Source organism: Klebsiella sp. GG_Kp146 (assembly GCF_040061975.1).
Lineage (GTDB): Bacteria > Pseudomonadota > Gammaproteobacteria > Enterobacterales > Enterobacteriaceae > Klebsiella > Klebsiella quasipneumoniae.
Map to the genome: position 1 here is coordinate 81503 of NZ_JBEAHA010000011.1, position 23392 is coordinate 104894.

24 protein-coding genes are annotated in these 23392 nt (G+C 54.5%); 12 read left to right on the plus strand and 12 right to left on the minus strand.

Going from position 1 to position 23392, the window contains the following annotated elements; all coding sequences use genetic code 11:
• Nucleotides 1-11 precede the first annotated feature (11 nt).
• From waaA to coaD, 3 genes are read left to right on the plus strand one after another with little or no spacing between them, the layout of a single operon-like run.
• Entirely contained in the window at nucleotides 12-1286 is a 1275-nt protein-coding gene (gene waaA / locus ABLU95_RS12485) for a lipid IV(A) 3-deoxy-D-manno-octulosonic acid transferase (RefSeq protein ID WP_004205065.1), read from the plus strand.
• Nucleotides 1286-2062: a glycosyltransferase family 2 protein gene (locus tag ABLU95_RS12490; protein WP_218810509.1), complete on the plus strand. Its 777-nt coding sequence runs from the start codon at nucleotides 1286-1288 to the stop codon at nucleotides 2060-2062. Before waaA ends, ABLU95_RS12490 begins: the two co-directional genes overlap by 1 nt.
• Complete coding sequence (gene coaD / locus ABLU95_RS12495) at nucleotides 2059-2538, plus strand: pantetheine-phosphate adenylyltransferase (protein WP_004205067.1); 480 nt, start codon at nucleotides 2059-2061, stop codon at nucleotides 2536-2538. Before ABLU95_RS12490 ends, coaD begins: the two co-directional genes overlap by 4 nt.
• Before the next feature lie 122 nt (nucleotides 2539-2660).
• On the opposite strand, the gene mutM is transcribed toward coaD, so the two are convergent.
• The 4 genes from mutM to radC all read right to left on the minus strand — a co-directional run bounded on the left by mutM (nucleotide 2661) and on the right by radC (nucleotide 4912).
• Nucleotides 2661-3470 (minus strand): bifunctional DNA-formamidopyrimidine glycosylase/DNA-(apurinic or apyrimidinic site) lyase, encoded by an 810-nt coding sequence (gene mutM, locus ABLU95_RS12500; protein WP_243805950.1) that lies wholly within the window; start codon nucleotides 3468-3470, stop codon nucleotides 2661-2663.
• A gap of 135 nt (nucleotides 3471-3605) precedes the next feature.
• Nucleotides 3606-3773, minus strand: a complete 168-nt coding sequence (rpmG, locus tag ABLU95_RS12505) for a 50S ribosomal protein L33 (RefSeq protein ID WP_002922510.1) — start codon at nucleotides 3771-3773, stop codon at nucleotides 3606-3608.
• Nucleotides 3774-3793: 20 nt separating this feature from the next.
• Nucleotides 3794-4030, minus strand: coding sequence for a 50S ribosomal protein L28 (rpmB, locus tag ABLU95_RS12510; protein ID WP_000091955.1), 237 nt, complete (start codon nucleotides 4028-4030; stop codon nucleotides 3794-3796).
• A gap of 216 nt (nucleotides 4031-4246) precedes the next feature.
• Nucleotides 4247-4912 (minus strand): DNA repair protein RadC, encoded by a 666-nt coding sequence (gene radC / locus ABLU95_RS12515; protein WP_017900054.1) that lies wholly within the window; start codon nucleotides 4910-4912, stop codon nucleotides 4247-4249.
• Nucleotides 4913-5084: 172 nt separating this feature from the next.
• Here radC and coaBC point away from each other — a divergent pair, with 172 nt between their 5' ends.
• From coaBC to slmA, 3 genes are all read left to right on the plus strand, one after another.
• Nucleotides 5085-6299 carry a bifunctional phosphopantothenoylcysteine decarboxylase/phosphopantothenate--cysteine ligase CoaBC gene (coaBC, locus tag ABLU95_RS12520; RefSeq protein ID WP_004205070.1) on the plus strand — a complete coding sequence of 405 codons (1215 nt, stop codon included), beginning with the start codon at nucleotides 5085-5087 and terminating at the stop codon, nucleotides 6297-6299.
• The gene (dut, locus tag ABLU95_RS12525) at nucleotides 6277-6735 is read left to right on the plus strand and encodes a dUTP diphosphatase (protein WP_004145270.1); all 459 of its coding nucleotides are present in this window, start codon (nucleotides 6277-6279) and stop codon (nucleotides 6733-6735) included. Before coaBC ends, dut begins: the two co-directional genes overlap by 23 nt.
• Before the next feature lie 124 nt (nucleotides 6736-6859).
• Complete coding sequence (gene slmA / locus ABLU95_RS12530) at nucleotides 6860-7456, plus strand: nucleoid occlusion factor SlmA (RefSeq protein WP_004205072.1); 597 nt, start codon at nucleotides 6860-6862, stop codon at nucleotides 7454-7456.
• A gap of 45 nt (nucleotides 7457-7501) precedes the next feature.
• Here the strand turns inward: slmA and pyrE are convergent, their stop codons facing one another.
• From pyrE to ABLU95_RS12560, 6 genes are all read right to left on the minus strand, one after another.
• Nucleotides 7502-8143, minus strand: a complete 642-nt coding sequence (gene pyrE, locus ABLU95_RS12535) for an orotate phosphoribosyltransferase (protein ID WP_004205073.1) — start codon at nucleotides 8141-8143, stop codon at nucleotides 7502-7504.
• 65 nt (nucleotides 8144-8208) lie between these two features.
• Nucleotides 8209-8925 carry a ribonuclease PH gene (rph, locus tag ABLU95_RS12540; protein ID WP_023319338.1) on the minus strand — a complete coding sequence of 239 codons (717 nt, stop codon included), beginning with the start codon at nucleotides 8923-8925 and terminating at the stop codon, nucleotides 8209-8211.
• A 96-nt stretch (nucleotides 8926-9021) separates the two neighbouring features.
• Nucleotides 9022-10161: an ABC transporter permease gene (locus tag ABLU95_RS12545; RefSeq protein WP_064158067.1), complete on the minus strand. Its 1140-nt coding sequence runs from the start codon at nucleotides 10159-10161 to the stop codon at nucleotides 9022-9024.
• Complete coding sequence (locus ABLU95_RS12550) at nucleotides 10148-11065, minus strand: ABC transporter ATP-binding protein (protein ID WP_064158068.1); 918 nt, start codon at nucleotides 11063-11065, stop codon at nucleotides 10148-10150. The genes ABLU95_RS12545 and ABLU95_RS12550 overlap by 14 nt, the downstream gene beginning before the upstream one ends.
• On the minus strand, nucleotides 11058-12023 hold the full coding sequence (locus ABLU95_RS12555) for an HlyD family efflux transporter periplasmic adaptor subunit (protein ID WP_279577477.1): 966 nt from the start codon (nucleotides 12021-12023) through the stop codon (nucleotides 11058-11060). Before ABLU95_RS12555 ends, ABLU95_RS12550 begins: the two co-directional genes overlap by 8 nt.
• A gap of 89 nt (nucleotides 12024-12112) precedes the next feature.
• On the minus strand, nucleotides 12113-13813 hold the full coding sequence (locus ABLU95_RS12560; protein WP_243805951.1) for a lysophospholipid acyltransferase family protein: 1701 nt from the start codon (nucleotides 13811-13813) through the stop codon (nucleotides 12113-12115).
• Between the two features lie 623 nt (nucleotides 13814-14436).
• Between ABLU95_RS12560 and ABLU95_RS12565 the strand changes: the two genes are divergently transcribed.
• Nucleotides 14437-15300 carry a YicC/YloC family endoribonuclease gene (locus ABLU95_RS12565; protein WP_002922636.1) on the plus strand — a complete coding sequence of 288 codons (864 nt, stop codon included), beginning with the start codon at nucleotides 14437-14439 and terminating at the stop codon, nucleotides 15298-15300.
• A 49-nt stretch (nucleotides 15301-15349) separates the two neighbouring features.
• Here ABLU95_RS12565 and ABLU95_RS12570 read toward each other — a convergent pair whose 3' ends face one another.
• Complete coding sequence (locus tag ABLU95_RS12570; RefSeq protein WP_241515915.1) at nucleotides 15350-16609, minus strand: chloride channel protein; 1260 nt, start codon at nucleotides 16607-16609, stop codon at nucleotides 15350-15352.
• A 275-nt stretch (nucleotides 16610-16884) separates the two neighbouring features.
• Here ABLU95_RS12570 and ABLU95_RS12575 point away from each other — a divergent pair, with 275 nt between their 5' ends.
• Nucleotides 16885-17502, plus strand: coding sequence for a trimeric intracellular cation channel family protein (locus ABLU95_RS12575; protein WP_002922654.1), 618 nt, complete (start codon nucleotides 16885-16887; stop codon nucleotides 17500-17502).
• Between the two features lie 5 nt (nucleotides 17503-17507).
• Here ABLU95_RS12575 and ligB read toward each other — a convergent pair whose 3' ends face one another.
• Nucleotides 17508-19187 (minus strand): NAD-dependent DNA ligase LigB, encoded by a 1680-nt coding sequence (gene ligB, locus ABLU95_RS12580; RefSeq protein ID WP_172740322.1) that lies wholly within the window; start codon nucleotides 19185-19187, stop codon nucleotides 17508-17510.
• Nucleotides 19188-19445: 258 nt separating this feature from the next.
• Here ligB and gmk point away from each other — a divergent pair, with 258 nt between their 5' ends.
• From gmk to trmH, 4 genes are all read left to right on the plus strand, one after another.
• Complete coding sequence (gene gmk, locus ABLU95_RS12585; RefSeq protein ID WP_002922664.1) at nucleotides 19446-20069, plus strand: guanylate kinase; 624 nt, start codon at nucleotides 19446-19448, stop codon at nucleotides 20067-20069.
• Nucleotides 20070-20123: 54 nt separating this feature from the next.
• Complete coding sequence (gene rpoZ, locus ABLU95_RS12590; RefSeq protein ID WP_000135058.1) at nucleotides 20124-20399, plus strand: DNA-directed RNA polymerase subunit omega; 276 nt, start codon at nucleotides 20124-20126, stop codon at nucleotides 20397-20399.
• An 18-nt stretch (nucleotides 20400-20417) separates the two neighbouring features.
• A complete protein-coding gene (gene spoT, locus ABLU95_RS12595) occupies nucleotides 20418-22538 on the plus strand; it encodes a bifunctional GTP diphosphokinase/guanosine-3',5'-bis pyrophosphate 3'-pyrophosphohydrolase (protein ID WP_004205080.1) in 2121 nt (706 codons plus the stop codon).
• Between the two features lie 163 nt (nucleotides 22539-22701).
• A complete protein-coding gene (trmH, locus tag ABLU95_RS12600; RefSeq protein ID WP_087848701.1) occupies nucleotides 22702-23391 on the plus strand; it encodes a tRNA (guanosine(18)-2'-O)-methyltransferase TrmH in 690 nt (229 codons plus the stop codon).
• The last annotated feature ends 1 nt before the right edge of the window (nucleotide 23392 follow it).

The window sequence follows — 23392 nt, forward strand, 5'->3', positions numbered from 1 at the left end:
GGATAAATAGTTTGGAATTGCTTTATACCACCCTACTTTACCTTATTCAGCCGCTGGTGTGGCTGCGGCTGCTGCTGCGCAGTCGTAAGGCTCCTGCCTACCGTAAACGCTGGGCGGAACGCTATGGCTTCTGTCAGAACAAGGTAGAGCCGGATGGCATTCTGCTGCACTCCGTTTCCGTCGGCGAGACCTTAGCCGCCATCCCGCTGGTTCGCGCCCTGCGCCACCGCTACCCTTCTCTGCCGATCACCGTCACCACCATGACGCCGACCGGCTCCGAGCGCGCCATGTCGGCCTTCGGCAAAGATGTCCATCACGTCTATCTGCCCTACGATCTGCCCGGCGCCATGAACCGCTTCCTGGACACCGTTCAGCCGAAGCTGGTGATCGTCATGGAGACCGAACTGTGGCCGAATATGGTAGCCGCGCTGCATAAGCGTAAGATCCCGCTGGTGATTGCCAACGCCCGCCTGTCCGAACGTTCCGCCAAAGGCTATGCCAAACTGGGCGGCTTTATGCGCCGCCTGTTGAGCCGTATTACGCTTATCGCCGCGCAGAATGAAGAAGATGGCAACCGCTTCCTCGCGCTGGGACTGAAGCGCAACCAGCTGGCGGTCACCGGCAGCCTGAAATTCGATATCTCCGTCACGCCAGAACTGGCGGCCCGCGCGGTGACGCTGCGCCGGCAATGGGCGCCGCACCGCAAAGTCTGGATTGCCACCAGCACCCACGATGGCGAAGAGCAAATTATCCTCCAGGCGCATAAAAAGCTGCTGGAGACCTTTCCGAACCTGCTGCTGATCCTTGTTCCTCGCCATCCGGAGCGCTTCCCTGACGCCCGCGACATGGTGCAAAAAGCCGGAATGAGCTTCACTCTGCGCAGCACCGGCGAGATCCCCTCCTCCAGTACCCAGGTGGTCATTGGCGATACCATGGGCGAACTGATGCTGCTCTACGGCATTGCCGACCTCGCTTTCGTCGGCGGCAGCCTGGTGGAGCGCGGCGGCCATAACCCGCTCGAGCCGGCGGCGCACGCCATTCCGGTGCTGATGGGGCCGCATACCTTCAATTTCAAAGATATCTGCGCCAAGCTGCAGCAGGACGATGGCCTGATCACCGTCACCGACGCTAACTCGCTGGTCAAAGAGGTTTCCACGCTGCTGACCGATGAAGACTACCGCCTGTGGTATGGCCGTCACGCGGTGGAAGTGCTGCACCAGAACCAGGGCGCGCTGTCGCGTCTGCTACAGTTACTGCAACCTTACCTGCCGCAGCGGAGTCATTAATGTCGAACCGGCTTTCCGTGGTGATGATCGCCAAAAACGCAGCGGACCTGCTGCCGGATTGTCTGGACTCCGTTAGCTGGGCGGATGAAATTATCGTCCTCGACTCCGGCAGTACCGACGGCACCGTCGAGCTGGCTCGCCGCCTCGGGGCGCAGGTCTATACCCATACCGACTGGCGAGGCTATGGCATTCAGCGCCAGCGCGCGCAGGACTACGCCACCGGCGACTGGGTGTTGATGATCGATATCGATGAGCGCGTCACGCCGGAACTCAGGCAGGCTATTCTTACGGTACTGGCAGCCCCGCAGCGCGGCGCCATCTACAGCATCGCCCGCCGTAACTATTTTCTCGGACGCTTTATGCGCCACAGCGGTTGGTACCCCGATCGCGTCCTGCGCCTGTACGAACGCGCCCGTTACCGCTATAACGATAATCTGGTCCATGAATCGCTGGATAGCCTGGGCGCCGAGGTCATTCCGTTGACCGGCGATCTCCTGCATCTGACGTGCCGCGACTTCGCTGGCTTTCAGCAAAAACAGCTGGCGTATGCCGCCGCATGGGCGCTAGAACGCCACCAGAAGGGCAAGAAGACCTCGATGGCGGGGATATTCAGCCACACGCTGGGCGCGTTCCTGAAAACGCTGCTGCTGCGCGGTGGGGTGCTGGACGGTAAGCAGGGCTGGTTACTGGCGATGGTCAACGCGCAGTATACGTTTACGAAATATACCGAGCTGTGGGCGCTGAGCCACGGCTACTCGGAGAAAGAGTCATCATGAGCACAAAAGCGATCTATCCGGGTACCTTCGATCCCATCACCAATGGCCATATCGATATCGTCACCCGCGCGGCGAGTATGTTCGATAAAGTGGTGCTGGCTATCGCCGCCAGCCCGAGTAAAAAGCCGATGTTCAGCCTTGATGAACGTATTGCGCTGGCGGAGCAGGCGACGGCCCACCTGGTGAATGTTCAGGTGGTCGGCTTCAGCGACCTGATGGCCAGCTTCGCGCGCGCGCAGCAGGCCAATATCCTGATCCGCGGCCTGCGGGCGGTGGCGGATTTCGAATATGAGATGCAGCTGGCCCATATGAACCGCCATTTGATGCCCACCCTTGAGAGCGTGTTCCTGATGCCGTGCAAAGAGTGGTCGTTTATCTCCTCTTCGCTGGTCAAAGAAGTCGCGCGCCACCAGGGCGATGTCTCTCACTTCCTGCCAGCCAACGTCCACCAGGCGCTGTTGAATAAGCTGAAGTAACGCATCTGCTGGGCATGAGCCAGGCTGGCGCTGCGCTTACCTGGCCTACAAACGTCCCCGTCCCACCAGATGCTCACCCGCAGGTCCGCTGACCTGGCCGACAATCATTCCTGTTCCGGTGACTATTTCTGACACTGGCGGCAATAAAAGGTCGCCCGCTGGGCATGTTTGGTCCCGACAATCGGCGTGCCGCAGATCCGGCAGGGTTCGCCCTTGCGGGCATAGACCTGTAGCTCCTGGGCAAAATAGCCGGGCTTGCCATCGCTTTGCAGGAAGTCCTTCAGCGTGGTGCCGCCCTGCTCTATCGAACGCAGCAGGACCAGCTTAATCACCTTCACCAGCTGCTCGCACTCGTCCCGCGACAGTGAGGACGCCAGCCTGTCAGGGTGGATCCCGGCGGAGAACAGCGATTCACTGGCGTAGATATTGCCGACGCCCACCACCAGCTTGTTATCCATCAGCCAGGGTTTGATCGCGGTTTTCTTCTTCGCGCATTTCTGCTGGAGATAATCGGCGTTGAAGGCGTCGCTCAGCGGCTCCGGCCCCAGATGCGCCAGCACCGGGTGGCCTTCCAGCTCTTTGGTCCACAGCCAGGCGCCAAAGCGGCGCGGATCGGTATAGCGCAGGACTTTACCGTTACTCATAACCAGATCAACGTGATCGTGTTTTTCCGCAGGCAGCTCTTCGCTCAGGATGCGCAGGCTTCCCGACATCCCGAGATGGACGATGATCCAGCCGTTCGGGAGTTCCAGAAGCAGGTATTTGGCGCGACGACGCACGCTGAGCACCGGAACGTCGCTCAGGCGATAAATCTCTTCAGAAACCGGCCAGCGCAGCCGTCCGTTGCGCACGACGGCGTGCAGAATGGTTGCGCCAACCAGGTGCGGCTCAATGCCGCGGCGGCTGGTTTCAACCTCTGGTAATTCAGGCATGATTTTCCTCCATTAACCCGGCGTATTGTGCTTCACGGACAGGTGGCTGAAAAGGGAGTGTGTGAAAGCTATATGGGGGAGTTTTAAAAACAAAAAACCCCGCCGAAGCGGGGTTTTTATACAAGGAGGCTAAAATTATTTGATTTTAGCTTCTTTGTAGATAACGTGCTGACGTACAACCGGATCGTACTTTTTCAGTTCCATTTTTTCCGGTTTGGTACGTTTGTTCTTCGTGGTGGTGTAGAAGTGACCAGTACCAGCGGAAGAAACCAGCTTGATTTTCTCACGAATACCTTTAGCCATGATTTATTTCCTCTAAGTACTTAGTACTTTTCGCCACGGGCACGCAGTTCAGCCAGAACTGTATCGATGCCTTTCTTATCGATTACACGCATACCTTTAGCAGATACGCGCAGGGTGACAAAACGCTTCTCGCTCTCAACCCAGAAACGGTGAGAGTGCAGGTTCGGCAGGAAACGGCGTTTAGTCGCGTTCAGTGCGTGGGAACGGTTGTTACCGGTCACCGGACGCTTGCCAGTAACTTGGCAGACTCGGGACATGTCTATTCTCCAAAAATCAAATTAGCTCGAGCTTCGTATGGGGTATTGGCGCCTCGTCAGGCTTTACAGCCTGGTCATCGCAGTTCAATGTGAACTCTCGACTGCCAGGCCCAAATGCCAAACCCGAGATTCTCAAAGGTGGCGTAGTATACGCTGACTCGGCGATGTGCTCAAGTCCCGAACAGACAAAGATCCCGAAGGATCGCCAGTTCGGGGCTAAATCCAGCCACGTTCGGCAAAAGATACATACGCACCGCGGCCGATAACCAGATGGTCAAGCACACGTATCTCCATGAATCGACAACACTTTACCACCCTTTCGGTAATCAGCCTGTCAGCCTGACTCGGCTCCGGACTACCGGAGGGATGATTATGCGCAAGGATCACGGCGGCGGCGTTCACTTTGATGGCTTCGCGTACAATTTCTCGCGGATGCACCTCAACGTGGCTAAGAGTACCAGAAAAAAGGCGGCTATGTTTCAACACGCGGTTCTGATTATCTAAAAAGATCACCATAAAGATCTCGCGCTCCTCTTCCGTCAGCTGGCTTTGCAAAAATTCCCGCGTCATCGAGGGGGTGACCAACGCGGCCTCCTCAACCAGCTGCGAGCTAAAATAGCGCCGCGCCAGCTCGGCAATCCCCTTCAGTTGCGCATATTTCGCCAGCCCCAGCCCGTCAACGGCAACCAGTTGCGCTTTATCAGCGGAAAGCAGAGCGTAGAGCGAACCAAAACGCTGCAATAACGCCTGGGCGTAGCTCAGCACATCCTGACGGCGTGTGCCAATGCGCAGAAACAGCGCCAGTAGCTCAACATCCGTCAGCGCCTCGATGCCGAATTGCAGCATCTTCTCCCGTGGCATCAGATTTTCCGTTCCGTCCATGCGCCCTCCTGCGTGAATCAGCCTATCCTGGCACAACCTGACGATGCTGCCGACCCGCCGCTTTTCACCCTGCGTAGCCGCTCGCAAAGTGAATGCCCGTCAGAGGCACGACGGCGGCAGGATTGTGATAAGATGCGCGGATTCTGGTCTACGGCAACAGGAATACATCATGATGACTCTGGCGGGTAAAAAAATCGTCCTGGGCGTCAGCGGCGGTATCGCGGCGTATAAAACCCCGGAACTGGTACGGCGACTACGTGAACGCGGCGCGGAAGTGCGTGTCGCAATGACGGAGGCGGCAAAAGCGTTCATCACCCCACTCAGCCTGCAGGCGGTATCCGGCTATCCGGTTTCCGACAGCCTGCTCGATCCGGCGGCGGAAGCGGCCATGGGCCATATTGAGCTCGGAAAATGGGCCGACCTGGTGATCCTCGCCCCGGCGACCGCCGATTTGATCGCCCGCGTGGCGGCAGGCATGGCCAATGATTTGGTGTCGACGATCTGTCTCGCCACCCCTTCCCCGGTTGCCGTCTTGCCCGCCATGAACCAGCAGATGTATCGCGCGCAGGCCACCCAGCATAATCTGCAGACGCTCGCTTCCCGCGGCCTGCTGCTGTGGGGACCGGACAGCGGTAGCCAGGCCTGCGGCGACGTCGGCCCGGGGCGAATGCTCGATCCGTTAACCATCGTGGAGATGGTCGCACAGCATTTCGCCTCCCCTGTCAAAGATTTGCAACATCTCAACCTCATGATTACCGCGGGCCCGACCCGTGAGCCGTTGGATCCGGTACGTTACATCTCAAACCACAGCTCCGGTAAGATGGGCTTCGCGATTGCCGCCGCCGCCGCGCAGCGCGGCGCGAACGTGACCCTGGTCAGCGGACCGGTATCGCTACCGACACCGCCCTTTGTGCAGCGCATTGATGTCACTACCGCGCTGGAAATGGAAGCGGCCGTCCAGGCCAGCGCTCAGCAGCAGCACATTTTTATTGGCTGCGCCGCGGTGGCGGATTACCGCGCCGCCGCCATCGCCGAAGATAAAATAAAAAAACAAGGTGATGAATTAACAATAAAAATGGTTAAAAACCCGGATATCGTCGCCGGGGTTGCAGCGCTAAAATCGCATCGCCCCTACGTCGTTGGGTTTGCCGCCGAAACGAATAATGTGGAAGAATATGCGCGGCAAAAACGTGCCCGCAAAAACCTCGACCTGATTTGCGCCAACGATGTTTCCCAGCCTAATCAGGGATTTAACAGCGATAGCAACGCATTACACCTTTTCTGGCAGGATGGGGAAAAGCGCTTACCACTTGAGCGCAAGGAACTCCTGGGCCAATTATTACTCGACGAGATCGTGACCCGTTATGATGAAAAAAATCGACGTTAAGATTCTGGACCCGCGTGTCGGCCAGCAATTTCCGCTGCCGACCTATGCCACCTCCGGCTCCGCCGGACTTGACCTGCGAGCCTGTCTCGACGACGCCGTAGAGCTGGCGCCGGGCGCAACCACGCTGTTGCCGACCGGCCTTGCGATTCATATCGCCGATCCCTCTCTGGCGGCGGTGATCCTGCCGCGCTCGGGCCTGGGTCATAAGCACGGCGTGGTGCTCGGCAACCTGGTGGGCCTTATCGACTCCGATTACCAGGGGCAGCTGATGGTGTCCGTCTGGAACCGCGGTCAGCAGAGCTTTATTATCGAGCCGGGCGAACGTATCGCGCAGATGGTCTTTGTGCCGGTCGTGCAGGCGGAATTTAACCTGGTGGAATCTTTCGATGCCACCGACCGCGGCGAAGGCGGCTTCGGTCACTCAGGGCGTAAATAAGCCCAGCAACACGGAATCTGCATCCCAACGCGCATAATGCAATAACATCACCGCAAACTCTGGTTTGCGGTCGCGTTGTGGATGTCTGCCTGACAAGTGCTTATTTTCAGGGGTATTTTAAAACATGGCAGAAAAGCAAACTGCGAAACGGAATCGTCGCGAAGAAATACTTCAATCTCTGGCGCTAATGCTGGAATCCAGCGATGGTAGCCAACGTATTACCACCGCGAAACTGGCGGCTTCCGTCGGCGTTTCTGAAGCCGCGCTGTATCGCCATTTTCCCAGCAAAACCCGCATGTTTGACAGCCTGATCGAGTTCATTGAAGACAGTCTGATTACGCGCATCAATTTGATTCTGAAAGATGAGAAGGACACATCCGCGCGCCTGCGCCTGATTGTTCTGTTGATTCTTGGGTTTGGCGAGCGTAATCCTGGGCTGACGCGCATCCTCACCGGACACGCGCTGATGTTCGAACAGGATCGGCTGCAGGGCCGTATCAACCAGCTTTTTGAACGCATCGAAGTGCAGCTGCGTCAGGTGATGCGCGAGAAAAAAATGCGCGAAGGCGAAGGCTACACTCTCGACGAAACGCTGCTGGCCAGCCAGCTGCTGGCCTTCTGCGAGGGCATGCTGTCGCGCTTTGTGCGCAGCGAGTTCAAATACCGTCCGACGGATGATTTCGACGCCCGCTGGCCGCTGGTCGCCGCACAGCTGCAGTAGTTTTTTTGCATTGCCCGGTAGCGCTCTGCTTACCGGGCATTTTCGTTACACGCCGTAGGCTTCGCGATAAGCGCGAACTGCCGCCAGGTGTTCCGCCATCTCCGGTTTCTCTTCCAGGTAAGCGATCAGCTCTTTCAGGGTGACGATCGAGATAACCTGGCAGCCGTAATCCCGCTCCACTTCCTGAATGGCGGAGATTTCGCCGCGGCCGCGCTCCTGACGATCCAGGGAGATCAGCACACCCGCCAGCTGCGCGCCGTTGGCCTGGATGATCTCCATGGATTCGCGAATCGCCGTACCGGCGGTGATCACATCATCCACCAGCATGACCCGGCCCTGCAGTGGGCTACCGACCAGATTGCCGCCTTCGCCGTGAGTCTTTGCCTCTTTACGGTTAAAGCAGTAAGGCAGGTCGCGGTCATGGTGTTCGGCTAACGCCACCGCGGTGGTGGTGGCAATCGGGATCCCTTTGTAGGCCGGGCCAAACAGCAGGTCGAACTCAATCCCGGAATCCACCAGCGCCTCGGCATAAAAACGGCCCAGCAGAGCCAGATCGCGCCCGGTGTTAAACAGGCCGGCGTTAAAGAAATAGGGGCTCTTACGCCCGGATTTCAGCGTGAACTCGCCAAACTTAAGAACCTGCTTGCTAAGCGCAAACTCAATAAACTGGCGCTGATACGGCTTCATGGATTCGCTCCTCATCTTACTTTTTTACGGTCAAAAAAAAGGCGACTTCTCAGTCGCCTTAAAAACTAATCTGCTAACGCCGCCTTCTGCGTCGTAATAATGGATTCGATCCCCCCTCGGGCTAACGCCAGGAGAGTGAGGAGCTCTTCATGGGTGAACGGCTCGCCTTCTGCCGTACCCTGCACCTCGATGATGCGACCATCTTCGGTCATCACCACGTTCATATCGGTTTCCGCGGCAGAGTCTTCGATGTACTCCAGATCGCAGATGGCTTCGCCATTAACGATCCCAACAGAGACCGCCGCCACCATCCCTTTCATCGGGTTAGTTTTCAGCTTGCCGGCCGCCACCAGCTTATTCAGCGCGTCGGCCAGCGCCACGCAGGCACCGGTAATAGACGCGGTGCGGGTGCCGCCGTCGGCCTGCAGCACATCGCAGTCGAGGGTGATGGTAAACTCGCCCAGCGCTTTCAGATCAACCGCCGCGCGCAGCGCACGGGCGATCAGGCGCTGAATTTCCATCGTCCGGCCGCCCTGTTTGCCTTTTGCCGCTTCACGCGCGTTACGCGTGTGCGTTGAACGCGGCAGCATGCCATATTCAGCGGTGATCCACCCCTGTCCCTGTCCTTTCAGGAAACGCGGTACGCCTTCGTCAATGGAGGCGGTGCACAGCACTTTGGTATCACCGAATTCAACCAGCACAGAGCCTTCAGCGTGTTTTGTGTAATTACGGGTCAGGGTAACGGGGCGCACCTGGTTGGCGCTACGACCTGCTGGACGCATGATAGAAATCTCCGGCTTGAAACGAATGTAAGGCCGCATTATACGAATTTCATGGCGAAAAGCCTATGCCAACACCTGCCGGGCGCGCACATAATGTCAGTCCAGCGTTTTCCGATAAGATTTCAACCCTACGCCGATCACTATCACCGCCAGGCCAATCAGCGGCAACAGATCGGGTAATAATGCCGTCGCAGAATACCCTTTCAGCATAATGCCCTTTACCAACCGGATGAAGTAGGTCAGCGGCAAACAGGAGCCAATGGCTTTCGCCCAGTCGGGCATACTAATAAAAGGACTGATAAAGCCAGACAGCATAATGGAAGGGATAAAATAAAATGACGACATTTGCAGCGCCTGCAGTTGGTTTTGCGCTATGCCAGAAATACCAATGCCGATTGACAGGCAGAGGAAGACATAAATCAACAACACTAAAAAAAGCAGGAAAACGCTGCCATGAAGAGGAATATCAAATAACAGAACGGCGGCAATCAGAATTAACGTCGCCTGAAACAGGCCAATGATAACAAAAGGTGTTATCTTACCAACAATGACCTCAAGCCCGGTCAAAGGAGAAACCAGTAAATTTTCTAACGCACCGTTTTCTCTCTCACGAGTAATCGACAGAGCGGTCATCAGGATCAAGGTTGTACTGAGTATCGACCCCATAATACCGGGAATCGTATTAAACTGGGTGATCCCCTCCGGGTTAAACATGCGATGGATAATAAGTTCAAAATCATCCTCTTTTTGCTCTACACGCATTTCACCCGGCAAGTCTTGCTGAAACATCGATTTCGCAACCTGCACCAGAGCACTTAACGCATTTCCCGTGGTCATCGGATCGATAGCATCCCCCTGAATGAGCAGCTGAGGTTTTTCTCCACGCAGCATCTTGCGCGTAAACCCCTCAGGGATCGTTACGATAAAAGTGACATCACCTCGAACAAATGCTTTCTGAGCTGCCTCTTCAGAATCGACAGGTATCATCGAAAAATATCCGGTATTTTGCGCTCCTGTCACAAAAACCTGACTCATGCGTTCGCTATCGTAATTCAGTAATGCGGTAGGAAGATGATGCGGGTCCATATTTATCGCATAGCCAAGAATGATCAGCTGAAAAATAGGGGTAAGGAGTACCATGCTGATACTGACTTTATCACGACGTAATTCGTGGATCTCCTTAATAACCACACCGAACCAGCGGGTTAGAGAGAAGTTTAAATTAATTTTTTTCACAATTGTTTTTCATCAGATAGGTAAATGCGTCTTCCAGATTGGTATCGACCTGGCAGAACTCATAACCCTGTTGTTTAAAAGCAAATAGCGCGGATGCTAACTTCGCTTCATCTCTGGAAGTAACGTAAAGCTGATTGCCAAAAATGACCGTTTGTTCAATATCCGGCAAGCGCTGGAGCTGGCTTTCAAGCACCGTCAGCCCAGCGCCGCTGGTTCTCACGGTAATAAGATTCTGCGAAGCGATAATCGATGCAATAGTGCCATTCGCCAGTAGCCGGCCATAAGAGAGGTAAGCAACTTTATGGCAGCGCTCAGCCTCGTCCATATAATGCGTACTCACCAGAATTGAGATCCCTTTGTCAGAGAGCTGATGCAGCATTTGCCAGAACTCCCGTCGCGCTTTTGGATCCACGCCAGCGGTCGGTTCATCCAGAAACAGCAAAACAGGTTCATGCAACATGCAGGCGGCGAGGGCCATTCTTTGCTTCCAGCCGCCAGAAAGTTCCTTAGCCAGCTGGTGCTGTCGGGAAGTAAGACCTAATTCTGTAAGCGCATCTTCAACCCGGGCCTTACGCTGGTCGAGGCCATATAATCGTGCAATAAAAAATAAGTTTTCCCGAATAGTTAAATTTCCCCACATCGAGAAATACTGAGTCATGTAGCCTATCTTTTGTTTTATTTTTTCCCGCTGAGTGAAGATGTCCATACCCAGACAAAAACCTTCACCTGAATCGGGCGTAATCAAACCGCACATCATCCGTATCGATGTCGTTTTTCCGCTACCGTTCGGACCAAGAAAACCATAAATCTCGCCTTTTGCCACCTGTAATGAGAAATCCTTTACGACATGATGTTCGCCAAAATGTTTATTGAGATTTTTCACATCAATACAAAGATTATTCATTGCCAATAATCTCCACATCAAACGGCTGGCCGATTTTCATCCGTTCAGCCTGCTCCAGGACAGGGATCGCCTCGGCCATAAAAATAAGTTTTTCACGGCGTTTCGTACTGTAAATAACCGGGGGCGTAAACTCTGCTTCAGGACTGATATAATTAATAACGCCAGAAATAGGTTCGGCACAACCGTCGCATAAAAGTCTTACCTTCGTCCCGATATTAAATTTACCGAGCATCGCCTCGGGTATAAAGAAGCGTACTTTTATATTCTCAGGTGGTAACAGACTGATTATTGGTCTGCCGGCTGAAGGACGCTCCCCAACACGATATATAATATCAAAAACTTTGGCATTTATTGGAGATACAATCGTCGTTTGCTGAACATCCCGAAGCGCTTTATCACGTTCGAGTTTTGCCGCGGCCACCATCGAGAGCTGTTGGCTAATCTCATCCTGACGGGCCGGTAGTTGCCGTGCCTTGAGTTGATTAATTAACTCTTCAACCTGTGCGCCTTTTTGCGTTAACTCATCCCTGATATCCTCCCATTCCGCCCGCGATATGGCATGGTTGGCATAAAGATGACGATATCGCCCAAGCTGCCGCTTTACCTGTGATTCTGCCGATTGGGCTTTTTTTAGCTGTGACCGTATAATATCCAGCTCTTCTGGCCGCTCTCCCGATTCCAGATTTCGTAACATTGCGCTCTCAGCTGAAAGTTTTTCTTCAGCACGCAGGAAAATATTTTGTGCATCGAAGGAGTCAATCTTCACTAACTCCTGTCCTGGAATGACATTATCGCCCTTATTAATGAAGATTCGTTCTATTTTTTCATTACCAGAATAAGAAAGGTATACAAATTCACCATGTGAATAACCGGATAGCATGTTATCCGGTTTGTTATCACATCCCGAGAGTACTAGCATCGAAATCATGACAAAGCATTTAGTTACTGACTTTTGCATTAAAACGTATCCATACGCATATCATTTCCCTTATTACTGACGGCTGGATTAAAGCATTATTACTCCAGTACCCGTTAGTCATCGTCAACTCAGTCTTTTAAATAATGTTTAACGTATACTTCATTCAATTTATCAATAGCGCTCAGATTTAACCCAGCTATCGAGTTAAAAGCCTCATCTTTAGTAAATGAAATAATCGACGACCCACCTGGAGAGAACCATTTAGCAGTCTGTTTAAAAGGCCAGGGCAGCTTATAACCTTTTTCTCTCAGAAGATGATTTAACATACTCCAGTCTTCGCTAAAATCGTTTCCGCTAAAAGGACTATCGCTTTGTGTAGTTTCTACCGTGAACAGGGCTATTGGTGTACAAAAATCAGTTGTGGTGGGAAAGTACATATTATAAAAACTCACAATCAGTTTCTGTACCTCTTCAGGAAAAGATCCTGGGATAGTCAACACACCTAATAAATATTTATAGTTGGGGTATCTTTTTATAAAATCGAATATACCTTGCCATAAATAATCAAGAACATTACCTTTTTGATAAGGTTTCTGGATAAAGCCACGACCTATTTCTACACACTGCTCTAAGCACAAATAGGCGCTATCATGATATTTAAATAAGCTATTACTATAGAGGCCAGCTATTCCATGGCGGGCGAGTTGCTCGCCAACAGGAACGAGACGGTACGCCCCCAGAATTTCTGTTTCAGCAGGATCCCACAATATAATGTGGTAATAGCTTTCATCAAAAACATCATTATCTCTATCTTTACCGGACCCTGAACCAATATCGCGATAACAGCGTTCGCGTAAGCGTCCTAACTCATCAATAATTGGTGAGAAACGGCCAGTTTTGCAGCGATAAATCAATAATTTTCTTCCATCATCAAACTGTCTTAATATTTCGCACTCATCTATCGCACTTATTAAATCCTCTCTATCTTCTTTTAGTCCTTGTGGCGAAATCGTATCGACAAGAGCTGCTCCATTCTTCCCTATGCTCTGGAGGTGCATCAAACATACATTAGCTGCTGCAGAAAGATCTTTATTGTATTTTTGCAATGAAGATAAGGTTATTTGCTGTCCGATATTGATTCCCATGGTCTTTCCACGATGGCGGAGAGCTTCACGAATAACCATTATATTCGACAGTTGCCGCCAGATCGTTGCAGTAAGATAATAAACGTTACTGTTTTTACCCGTAATATGAATAGGCACCAGCGCCGCATTATTTCTCATCGCCAGCTGTAAAAAACCGGGGTTCCACTTATGCTCCTGTAAACCTGAAAGAGACCAGTTAGCCAGTTTACCCGCTGGACATATAATTAATACGCCTCCCTCTCGCAGATGATTGTTCATCTCTCTAAATTTTTTATGGCTCATCTTACCGGCCATATTTTCAATACCAATGGTCAGTTCTGCCACCTGTGGAAATATAATTGGCAAAATGTGGTTGGCAATTATTTTTATATCTTTCCTCACCCGGGAGACCGTATGTATTAAAGCAAGGCCATCGATGACTGTTGGATGATTTGAAATAACAACCGCGGCCCCATTTTCGGGTATGTTATTAAATTGATGTTGTTCGGTTGCACATTGCAATTCAAGGAGATCGACGACCGAATTAACCCATTCGACTCCACTTTGATTAACTAACCGATCGTTATATATTATGCGAGTAAATTTCTTATTGCCGAAAGCGGACCTGAAAAGCCATTTTTTCCAAAAGGGTATATTTGTATTTGGGAAAAATTCTCTAATGACTTTATCAAAGATAGTGTCCATATTAAAATCCTTTTTATAGAACTCATCTAAAATGACTATACTCGCGATCTTGCTGCCGGACAATACTACATAAAGTTAAATCATTGCCATTACAAAACAAATAAATATAATTAAATTGATTCTATTCATGAAGAGAATGCACCCAACAGAGATATTAATACTTTTGTCATATTGAATTCAGAAAAAGCATACATAATAGTTAAAGGTAATATCCCATAACATTTTTGGCGGTTATACTTTGTAAAAAACACCACGATATAGCTTTAAGACGATACAAAAACATGTGGATGATCATACTCACATTCAATAATAAAAATAGGCCTACGGTTTTTCACTCTTTTTTATTCTGCCTGAAAGCAGGGAGAGATAGCTTTACTGCGAATAGACAGAATTCATTTGATAAAAATTAACAGCATAATGATGCTTAAGCCGCGAAAGAATCAAAGCTTATTTCCTATCCGCTATAAAAGGATACATTTCACTAAGCAAAGTAATCGCATTAAATACACCGAAGCTATGTCCCTTAAAAAATCAGTCTTGAAGTATTTCATCACTATTCCTGTTAAGTCACCGCCGGCATAGCTATAATCCTTGCATTCATTATTACGAAAACAGGAACGTCTATGATCCGCAGTATGACCGCCTATGCCCGCCGTGAAATCAAGGGTGACTGGGGTAGCGCCGCATGGGAGCTGCGCTCGGTAAACCAGCGCTATCTGGAAACGTACTTCCGCCTGCCGGAGCAGTTCCGTAGCCTGGAGCCCGTGGTACGCGAGCGCATTCGCGCCCGCCTGACTCGCGGTAAAGTCGAATGCACCCTGCGTTTTGAACAAGACCCCAGCGCTCAGGGCGAACTGATTCTCAACGAAAAGCTGGCTAAACAGCTGGTTAACGCCGCCAACTGGGTAAAAATGCAGAGCGATGAAGGGGAAATCAATCCGGTTGATATCCTGCGCTGGCCGGGCGTGATGGCCGCCAAAGAACAGGATCTTGACGCCATCGCCGCCGACATTCTGGCAGCCCTTGACGGCGCGCTGGATGACTTCATCGTCGCTCGCGAAACGGAAGGCCAGGCGCTGAAAGCGCTTATCGAGCAGCGTCTTGAAGGCGTGAGCGGCGAAGTGGCGAAAGTTCGCGCCCATATGCCGGAAATTCTTCAGTGGCAGCGCGAGCGTCTGGTCGCCAAGCTGGAAGATGCGGAAGTGCAGCTGGAGAATAACCGTCTCGAGCAAGAGCTGGTGCTGATGGCGCAGCGTATCGACGTTGCCGAAGAGCTGGACCGCCTCGAAGCCCACGTAAAAGAGACCTACAACATTCTGAAAAAGAAAGAGGCTGTGGGTCGCCGTCTCGACTTTATGATGCAGGAGTTCAACCGTGAGTCGAACACCCTGGCGTCAAAATCGATCAATGCCGAGGTCACCAACTCTGCGATTGAGCTGAAAGTGCTGATCGAGCAAATGCGCGAGCAGATCCAGAATATCGAGTAATCTCAGATACCTTTCTGAAGGCCGGATTACCGGCCTTTTTTCATTCATTTCAAAAGCAATGTCTTTTATCCAGTACCCGGCAGGTCAAAAACGCCCCTGCCGCGCACAGCAGCGTCGGGGCCAGATAGCTGTGATCCATGTGGGTGAACTCCATCACCAGCACCACCGCCGTCAGCGGCATCTGCATGGAGGCGGCGAGAAAAGCGGCTGCCCCCACCAGGGCGAAACTGCTTTCATCTCCGCCAGGGAACCCTGATTGCCAGAGCGCGCAGAGCTGCAGGCTGACCAACCCGCCCACCGCCAGCCCCGGGGTTAACAACCCGCCTTCCGCGCCGCCGCGCAACACCGCCAGGATCACCACCAGCTTCAGCCCTAACAGGATCGCGACCATGGAGTGAGACAGCCCGTCGCTGAGCGCCAGCTGCATCGGCCCCTTGCCATTGCCCGGTAGCGCAGGGAACCAGAGGCTAAGGACGGCCAGAAGCGAAAACGCCAGCAGACAGAACACCGGCATCTGCCAGTTACTTCGCACGCGTGAACGCGCTGCGCTGGTCGCTTTGCGAAAGAGCCAGGCGCCGGCGCCAAGAATCGGGCCCGCCAGAATCGCCCACCAGAGAAAGGTGTGCGGAAGCGCGCTGGAAACAAAATGGTATTGCGATTCATCCCCTAACCCGAGGGTGGCCGTCCAGGCGGCAATCGCCGAGGTCATTATCGCCGCCAGCGTTTTTTCCCAGCTAAACGACAGCAGCATGACCTCGAGGGTGAACAACGCCCCTGCCAGCGGGACGTTATACACCGCCGCCAGGCCCGCGCCCGCCCCACAGGCAATCAGCGTACGGGTTTCATCCTCCAGCAGGCGCAGCTTACGCGCCACCATCCCCGCTCCCAGCGCGCCCATTTCCCGAGGAGCCACTTCGCGGCCAAGCGGGGACCCCAGCGCTACGGTGACGATCTGCAGCAGAGCGTGGATCGTCGTGGTGCCCGCGGGCATGGGGACGGAAGGGTTAGCCACCGCCGCGGCAATGGAAACCCGCTTCTGCCCATAGCGACCAAGCAGCCACCAGCCAAATCCGGCGACGATGCCGCCGGCCACGATTGCCGCGATGCGACGTGGCCAGGGCGACGCCGTGACGCCCTGTAAAAATGATACCGAACCGACGATATGCGCTGGACTGTAGCCAAAAGCCAGGTGCTGAATGGCATGTAAAATCAGCGCCAGCGCCATACCGGACAGACCGGCCAGAATCCCGGTTAATACCACGGCCATCAGGCGAGTCAGATAATGTTTGTTCCCGGCGGCGACACGCATTTTCTCATCTCCTCGAGAAAGAAAATAAAAGGATAAAGGTCGGGACTTAAACATTAGGTATTCTTAGCGTTTTCAATATAGATAACCGATCGGGAATAAGTCATTACTTTTTCTAATCTGTAAAAATTCAAAAAATAATACTTAACCGCCAAATAAAGCCAATGTAAGCCATGTTGTCATTACTTTTTCCTGGCCTAATGACTTCACTTTAGAAAATATCAATCGTGATCCTGCGCACAAATCGTTAACCTGCCGGCCACTGTCTGGGGGGATCTATGCTGCTTCATGTTCTGTATTTAATCGGTATCACCGCGGAAGCCATGACCGGAGCGCTGGCTGCCGGTCGTCGGCGGATGGATACGTTTGGGGTCATTATTATCGCCACCGCGACCGCGCTGGGCGGGGGTTCTGTTCGCGATATCCTGCTGGGACACTATCCTCTCGGCTGGGTGAAGCACCCGGAATACGTCATCATTGTCGCCGTCGCCGCCGTCCTTACCACAATTGCCGCCCCGGTAATGCCGCACCTTCGCCGGCTTTTCCTGGTGCTGGATGCGCTGGGGCTGATCGTGTTTTCCATCATCGGCGCGCAGATCGCCCTGGATATGGGCGAAGGCCCGGTTATCGCCTCTATTGCTGCGGTCATCACCGGCGTTTTCGGCGGCGTACTGCGCGATATGTTCTGCAAGCGCATTCCGCTGGTCTTCCAGAAAGAGCTGTATGCCGGGATCTCGTTTGCCGCAGCGGTACTCTATATAGCGCTGCAACACTACGTCAGCAGCCACGATGTGGTGGTCCTGGCCACGCTGCTGTTCGGCTTTACCGCCCGCATGCTGGCGCTGCGCTGGAAGCTCGGGCTACCGGTCTTCCACTACACCCACGACGCCCACTAACCGCCTCAAAACCCGGGGATGCGCTGCCCGCTAAGCCATTGCGCCAGCGCCGCCACGTCAGGGTCATGCAGGAAAGCCACTAACTGTCGGGCTCTGATCGCCCCCACGCCCGGCAGCGTGCGCCATTGCGCTTCACTCTTTGCCGTGAGGAGGCGCCAGTTTTCACTGCCAGGCCGCGCCAGCGCCCCCTGGGGCACCGGGATCCCCATCGCCAGCACCCAGCGTATAAAAGGCCGTTTACGAATAAGATCAAACTGATGCCAGAGGTGCTGCCCACGGGCAGCCGAGATCCCCGGCATCGCCTGCAGCTGCTCCGGCGTGAGCGCCAGCCAGGAAAAAAGATGCTCCATCGGGTGCTGCTGCTGAATAACGCGCCATACGCTTTCCCCTACGCCATCGATATCCAGCGCCGACTTTGATGACAACCAGACCAGCCGGGAAAGAAACTGTTCGCTGCACTCGGGGGTGGCGAAATAGCAGGTTAGCGCATTGAATTTCGCCGCCGGCGGCGTCGGTTTACGGCGCTCGACCGTCCGCCAGACAACAGCGTCGATCCGTGGAATACCCTGGCCTGCCAGACTGATCTGCAGCTGATCGCCAACCCCAATATCCAGCGCCTGCCAGCGGCTCACAGAGCCAACGTTAACCCGCTGCACGCGTTTGTCATCCAGCCGCTGGGGCTCAAGCTCAGCCACTACGTTGAGTCTGCCGCTGCGGCCAGTACTGAAATGGATCGCCCGTACCTCCATCACCCGCGATGCCGGAGGATATTTCCAGGCTGCCAGCCACTCGCCCCTTCCCGGTGACCAGACGCGCCCCGACGGTTCGCGTCCTTCACGCACAATCACGCCATCGCTGACGAAGGGGAGCGGCGAGCGATACCAGCGCTGGCGCCACTCCGCCACCTGCTCAACGCGCGTTACCGAATGGGTGTATTGTCCGCTGTAGCCAAACCCCGCCTGCGCCAGCAGCTGCTGTCGACGGCGCATATCCGAGGGACCGTCTGGCCAGGCCCAGATAAAAACGTCCAGCTGGCTGAGCGCCGCCGCCGCCGCGTCAGCCCGCATCATCAACCCGGCGACTTTCGCCCGCGCGTTCATTCCGCCAGCCTGCTGCTGAATATGCCCCTCCCGACGCAGAAATAGCTCCCCCTGCAGCACGCTGTTGGCCAGTTCGCCGGTCGTCAGCTTCGCCAGCGCCGGGATCTGCCGCGCTCGGGCGGTCCACAACTCACCGCGCAGGCCATCCCCGCGGCTGATAGCCTGAACCAGATGCCCCTGGCGATAGACCAGGGTGACCGCCACGCCGTCCACTTTAGGCTGTACCCACAGGTCGGCTTTATTTTTCATCCAGCGGGCCACGCTGGCCTCATCCGCCAGCTTGCGCACGCCGGTATGGGCGACCGGATGACGCGTATCGCCAGTCGGCGGAGGCAGATCGTCATCCTCCGGCGTCGCGCCCGGAAAGCATTGCCGCCACTGCGCCAGGCGCAGGGTGAGCTGGTCGTAAACGTCATCGCTCACCTCGCTGGCGCCCTGTCGCCAGTAAGCCTCGTTCCAGGCGTCAATCTGCTGATGTAGACGTGCGATCTCCTGTCTGCCTTTGGCCGGCGGCCAGTCCGGACACGTCGCCAGCGCGCTGGCGGAGAACATCCCTATCGCCAGCCACCCTCCTCCTTTACGCATTGCTGTCCCCTCCTTCATCACCTGGCGGAGAGTCTGCGGCAGAATGCCGGAAACCGCGACGGCCGCTTTTTCACCCTGCGAAGCGCCTTCCAGGATTTACACCTCGTTGCAGCAACGGCTGGCGAATTCAGGAAAACGGCAGGCAAAATGAAAGAAACAGCGGCAAAAAGTGTGACAAGGACTGCGTCACGCCGCGGCGACGTGTATAATAGGCTCGTATGTAGGACCTCTTTCGATAACCACATACAAAAGACACTCATGGCTCAAGGCACGCTTTATATTGTTTCCGCCCCTAGCGGCGCGGGTAAATCCAGCCTGATTCAGGCTTTATTAAAAACCCAACCGTTGTATGACACCCAGGTATCGGTTTCCCATACCACGCGGGCGCCGCGTCCGGGTGAAGTGCACGGCGAACATTATTTCTTCGTGAATCACGACGAATTCCGCTCGATGATTGGCGAAAACGCGTTTCTGGAACATGCAGAGGTCTTTGGCAACTATTACGGCACGTCGCGTAAAGCGATCGAGCAGGTGCTGGCGACCGGCGTTGATGTCTTCCTCGATATCGACTGGCAGGGCGCGCAGCAGATCCGTAAAAGCATGCCTGGCGCACGCAGCATTTTTATTCTGCCGCCGTCAAAAGATGAACTGGACCGTCGCCTGCGCGGCCGCGGCCAGGACAGCGAAGAGGTGATCGCGAAGCGAATGGCCCAGGCCGTTGCGGAAATGAGCCATTACGCCGAATATGATTACCTGATTGTGAACGATGATTTTGACACCGCCCTGAGCGACCTGAAAAATATCATCCGCGCTGAACGTCTGCGCATGAGCCGCCAAAAGCAGCGACATGGCGCTTTAATCACCAAACTATTGGCAGACTGAACCCACATTCAGTATCATGCCCAGTCATTTCTTCACCTGTGGAGCATTTTAAGTATGGCACGCGTAACTGTTCAGGACGCTGTAGAGAAAATTGGTAACCGTTTTGACCTGGTACTGGTCGCCGCGCGTCGCGCTCGTCAGATGCAGGTAGGCGGAAAGGATCCGCTGGTACCGGAAGAAAACGATAAAACCACCGTAATCGCACTGCGCGAAATCGAAGAAGGTCTGATCAACAACCAGATCCTCGACGTACGTGAGCGCCAGGAACAGCAAGAGCAGGAAGCCGCTGAATTACAAGCCGTTACCGCGATTGCTGAAGGTCGTCGTTAATCACACAGCGGGTCGCCCTTGTATCTGTTTGAAAGCCTGAATCAGCTGATTCAAAACTACCTGCCGGAAGACCAGATCAAACGTCTGCGGCAGGCGTATCTCGTTGCACGTGACGCTCACGAGGGTCAGACACGTTCAAGCGGTGAACCTTATATCACGCACCCGGTCGCGGTAGCCTGTATTCTGGCCGAGATGAAGCTCGACTACGAAACGCTGATGGCCGCGCTGCTGCATGATGTGATTGAAGATACTCCCGCCACCTACCAGGACATGGAACAGCTTTTTGGTAAAAGCGTCGCCGAACTGGTAGAGGGGGTATCGAAACTTGATAAGCTCAAGTTCCGCGATAAGAAAGAGGCACAGGCCGAAAACTTTCGCAAAATGATCATGGCGATGGTGCAGGACATCCGCGTCATCCTCATCAAGCTTGCCGACCGCACCCACAACATGCGTACCCTGGGCTCGCTACGCCCGGATAAACGCCGCCGCATCGCCCGCGAAACGCTGGAAATCTACAGCCCGCTGGCGCACCGTTTAGGTATCCATCACATCAAAACCGAGCTCGAAGAGCTGGGCTTTGAGGCGCTGTACCCGAACCGCTACCGCGTCATTAAAGAGGTGGTCAAAGCGGCGCGCGGCAACCGTAAAGAGATGATCCAAAAGATTCTCTCGGAAATCGAAGGGCGTTTGCAGGAAGCGGGGATCCCCTGCCGCGTCAGCGGTCGCGAAAAGCATCTGTACTCGATCTACTGCAAAATGGTGCTTAAAGAGCAGCGTTTTCACTCGATCATGGATATCTACGCCTTCCGCGTTATCGTCCATGATGCCGATGTCTGCTACCGCGTGCTTGGCCAGATGCACAGCCTCTATAAACCGCGTCCAGGTCGTTTCAAAGATTACATCGCTATTCCGAAAGCGAACGGCTATCAGTCTTTGCACACCTCGATGATCGGCCCCCACGGCGTCCCGGTCGAGGTACAAATTCGTACCGAAGACATGGACCAGATGGCGGAGATGGGGGTCGCGGCGCACTGGGCTTATAAAGAGCACGGCGGCGAAAGCAGCACCACCGCGCAAATCCGCGCCCAGCGCTGGATGCAAAGCCTGCTGGAGCTGCAGCAGAGCGCCGGCAGCTCGTTTGAATTTATCGAGAGCGTTAAATCCGATCTGTTCCCCGATGAGATTTACGTTTTCACCCCGGAAGGGCGCATTGTCGAACTGCCCGCTGGCGCCACGCCGGTGGACTTCGCCTATGCGGTGCATACCGATATCGGCCATGCCTGCGTCGGCGCGCGCGTCGACCGCCAGCCCTATCCGCTGTCGCAGCCGCTCTCCAGCGGTCAGACTGTCGAAATTATTACCGCGCCGGGCGCACGTCCGAATGCCGCCTGGCTGAACTTTGTCGTCAGCTCGAAGGCGCGCGCCAAGATCCGTCAGCTGCTGAAAAACCTCAAGCGCGATGACTCGGTCAGCCTTGGCCGCCGTCTGCTCAACCACGCGCTGGGCGGTAGCCGCAAACTCGCCGAGATCCCGCCGGAGAATATCCAGCGCGAGCTCGACCGGATGAAGCTGGCCTCGCTTGACGACCTGCTGGCGGAGATCGGTCTGGGCAACGCCATGAGCGTGGTGGTGGCGAAAAACCTGCAGCAGGGCGAAGCTGCTGCGGCGCCGGTGCCGGCCAATGCCTCAAACCACGGCCATCTGCCGATCAAAGGCGCCGATGGCGTGCTGATCACTTTCGCCAAGTGCTGTCGCCCGATCCCCGGTGACCCGATTATCGCCCACGTCAGTCCCGGCAAAGGGCTGGTTATCCATCATGAATCCTGTCGTAACATCCGCGGCTACCAGAAAGAGCCGGAGAAATTTATGGCGGTTGAGTGGGATAAAGAGACCGCTCAGGAGTTCATTACGGAGATCAAGGTGGATATGTTTAACCACCAGGGCGCACTGGCTAACCTGACGGCGGCGATCAACACTGCCTCTTCCAATATCCAGAGCCTGAATACGGAAGAGAAAGATGGCCGCGTATACAGCGCCTTTATCCGCCTGACCGCCCGCGACCGCGTGCATCTGGCGAATATCATGCGCAAAATACGCGTCATGCCGGACGTGATTAAAGTCACCCGTAACCGAAATTAGCTTTTAGACAAAACATTCGAATTGCATCAAGGCGGCAAGCGAATGACAAATCTGCCGGGAGCAGATTTGAACGCTGCCTGCAGCGCCCCCGTCAGGGGCGAGGCCCAGGGATGGGCCGCGTGATCCGCAGCGGCTAAAGAGGTAATTCGAAGGATTAAGAGTAATGAATTCAAAGCGTTATGCGCGTATCTGCGAGATGCTCGCCAGGCGTCAGCCTGACCTGACGGTCTGCATGGAGCAGGTCCATAAGCCCCATAACGTCTCTGCGGTCATCCGGACCGCAGACGCCGTTGGCGTACACGAGGTGCACGCGGTCTGGCCGAGCAGCCGGATGCGCACCATGGCCTCCGCCGCCGCGGGCAGCAACAGCTGGGTGCAGGTGAAAACCCACCGTACCATCGCAGATGCCGTCGGCCACCTCAAAGGCCAGGGTATGCAAATCCTCGCCACCCATCTTTCCGACAAAGCCATCGATTTCCGTGAAATTGACTATACGCGCCCAACCTGCATCCTGATGGGTCAGGAGAAAACCGGCATCACTCAGGAAGCGCTGGCCCTGGCGGATCAGGACATTATTATCCCGATGATCGGCATGGTGCAGTCGCTGAACGTCTCCGTCGCCTCGGCGCTGATCCTGTATGAAGCCCAGCGGCAGCGACAGAATGCCGGGATGTACCAACGCGCCAACAGCATGCTGCCGCCGGAAGAGCAACAGCGCCTGCTGTTTGAAGGCGGCTATCCGGTGCTGGCCCGCGTCGCGAGACAAAAAGGGCTGCCTTACCCCCACGTTAACGAGCAGGGCGAAGTGGAAGCCGATGCCGCGTGGTGGGCCACCATGCAGGCTGCGAGGTAAA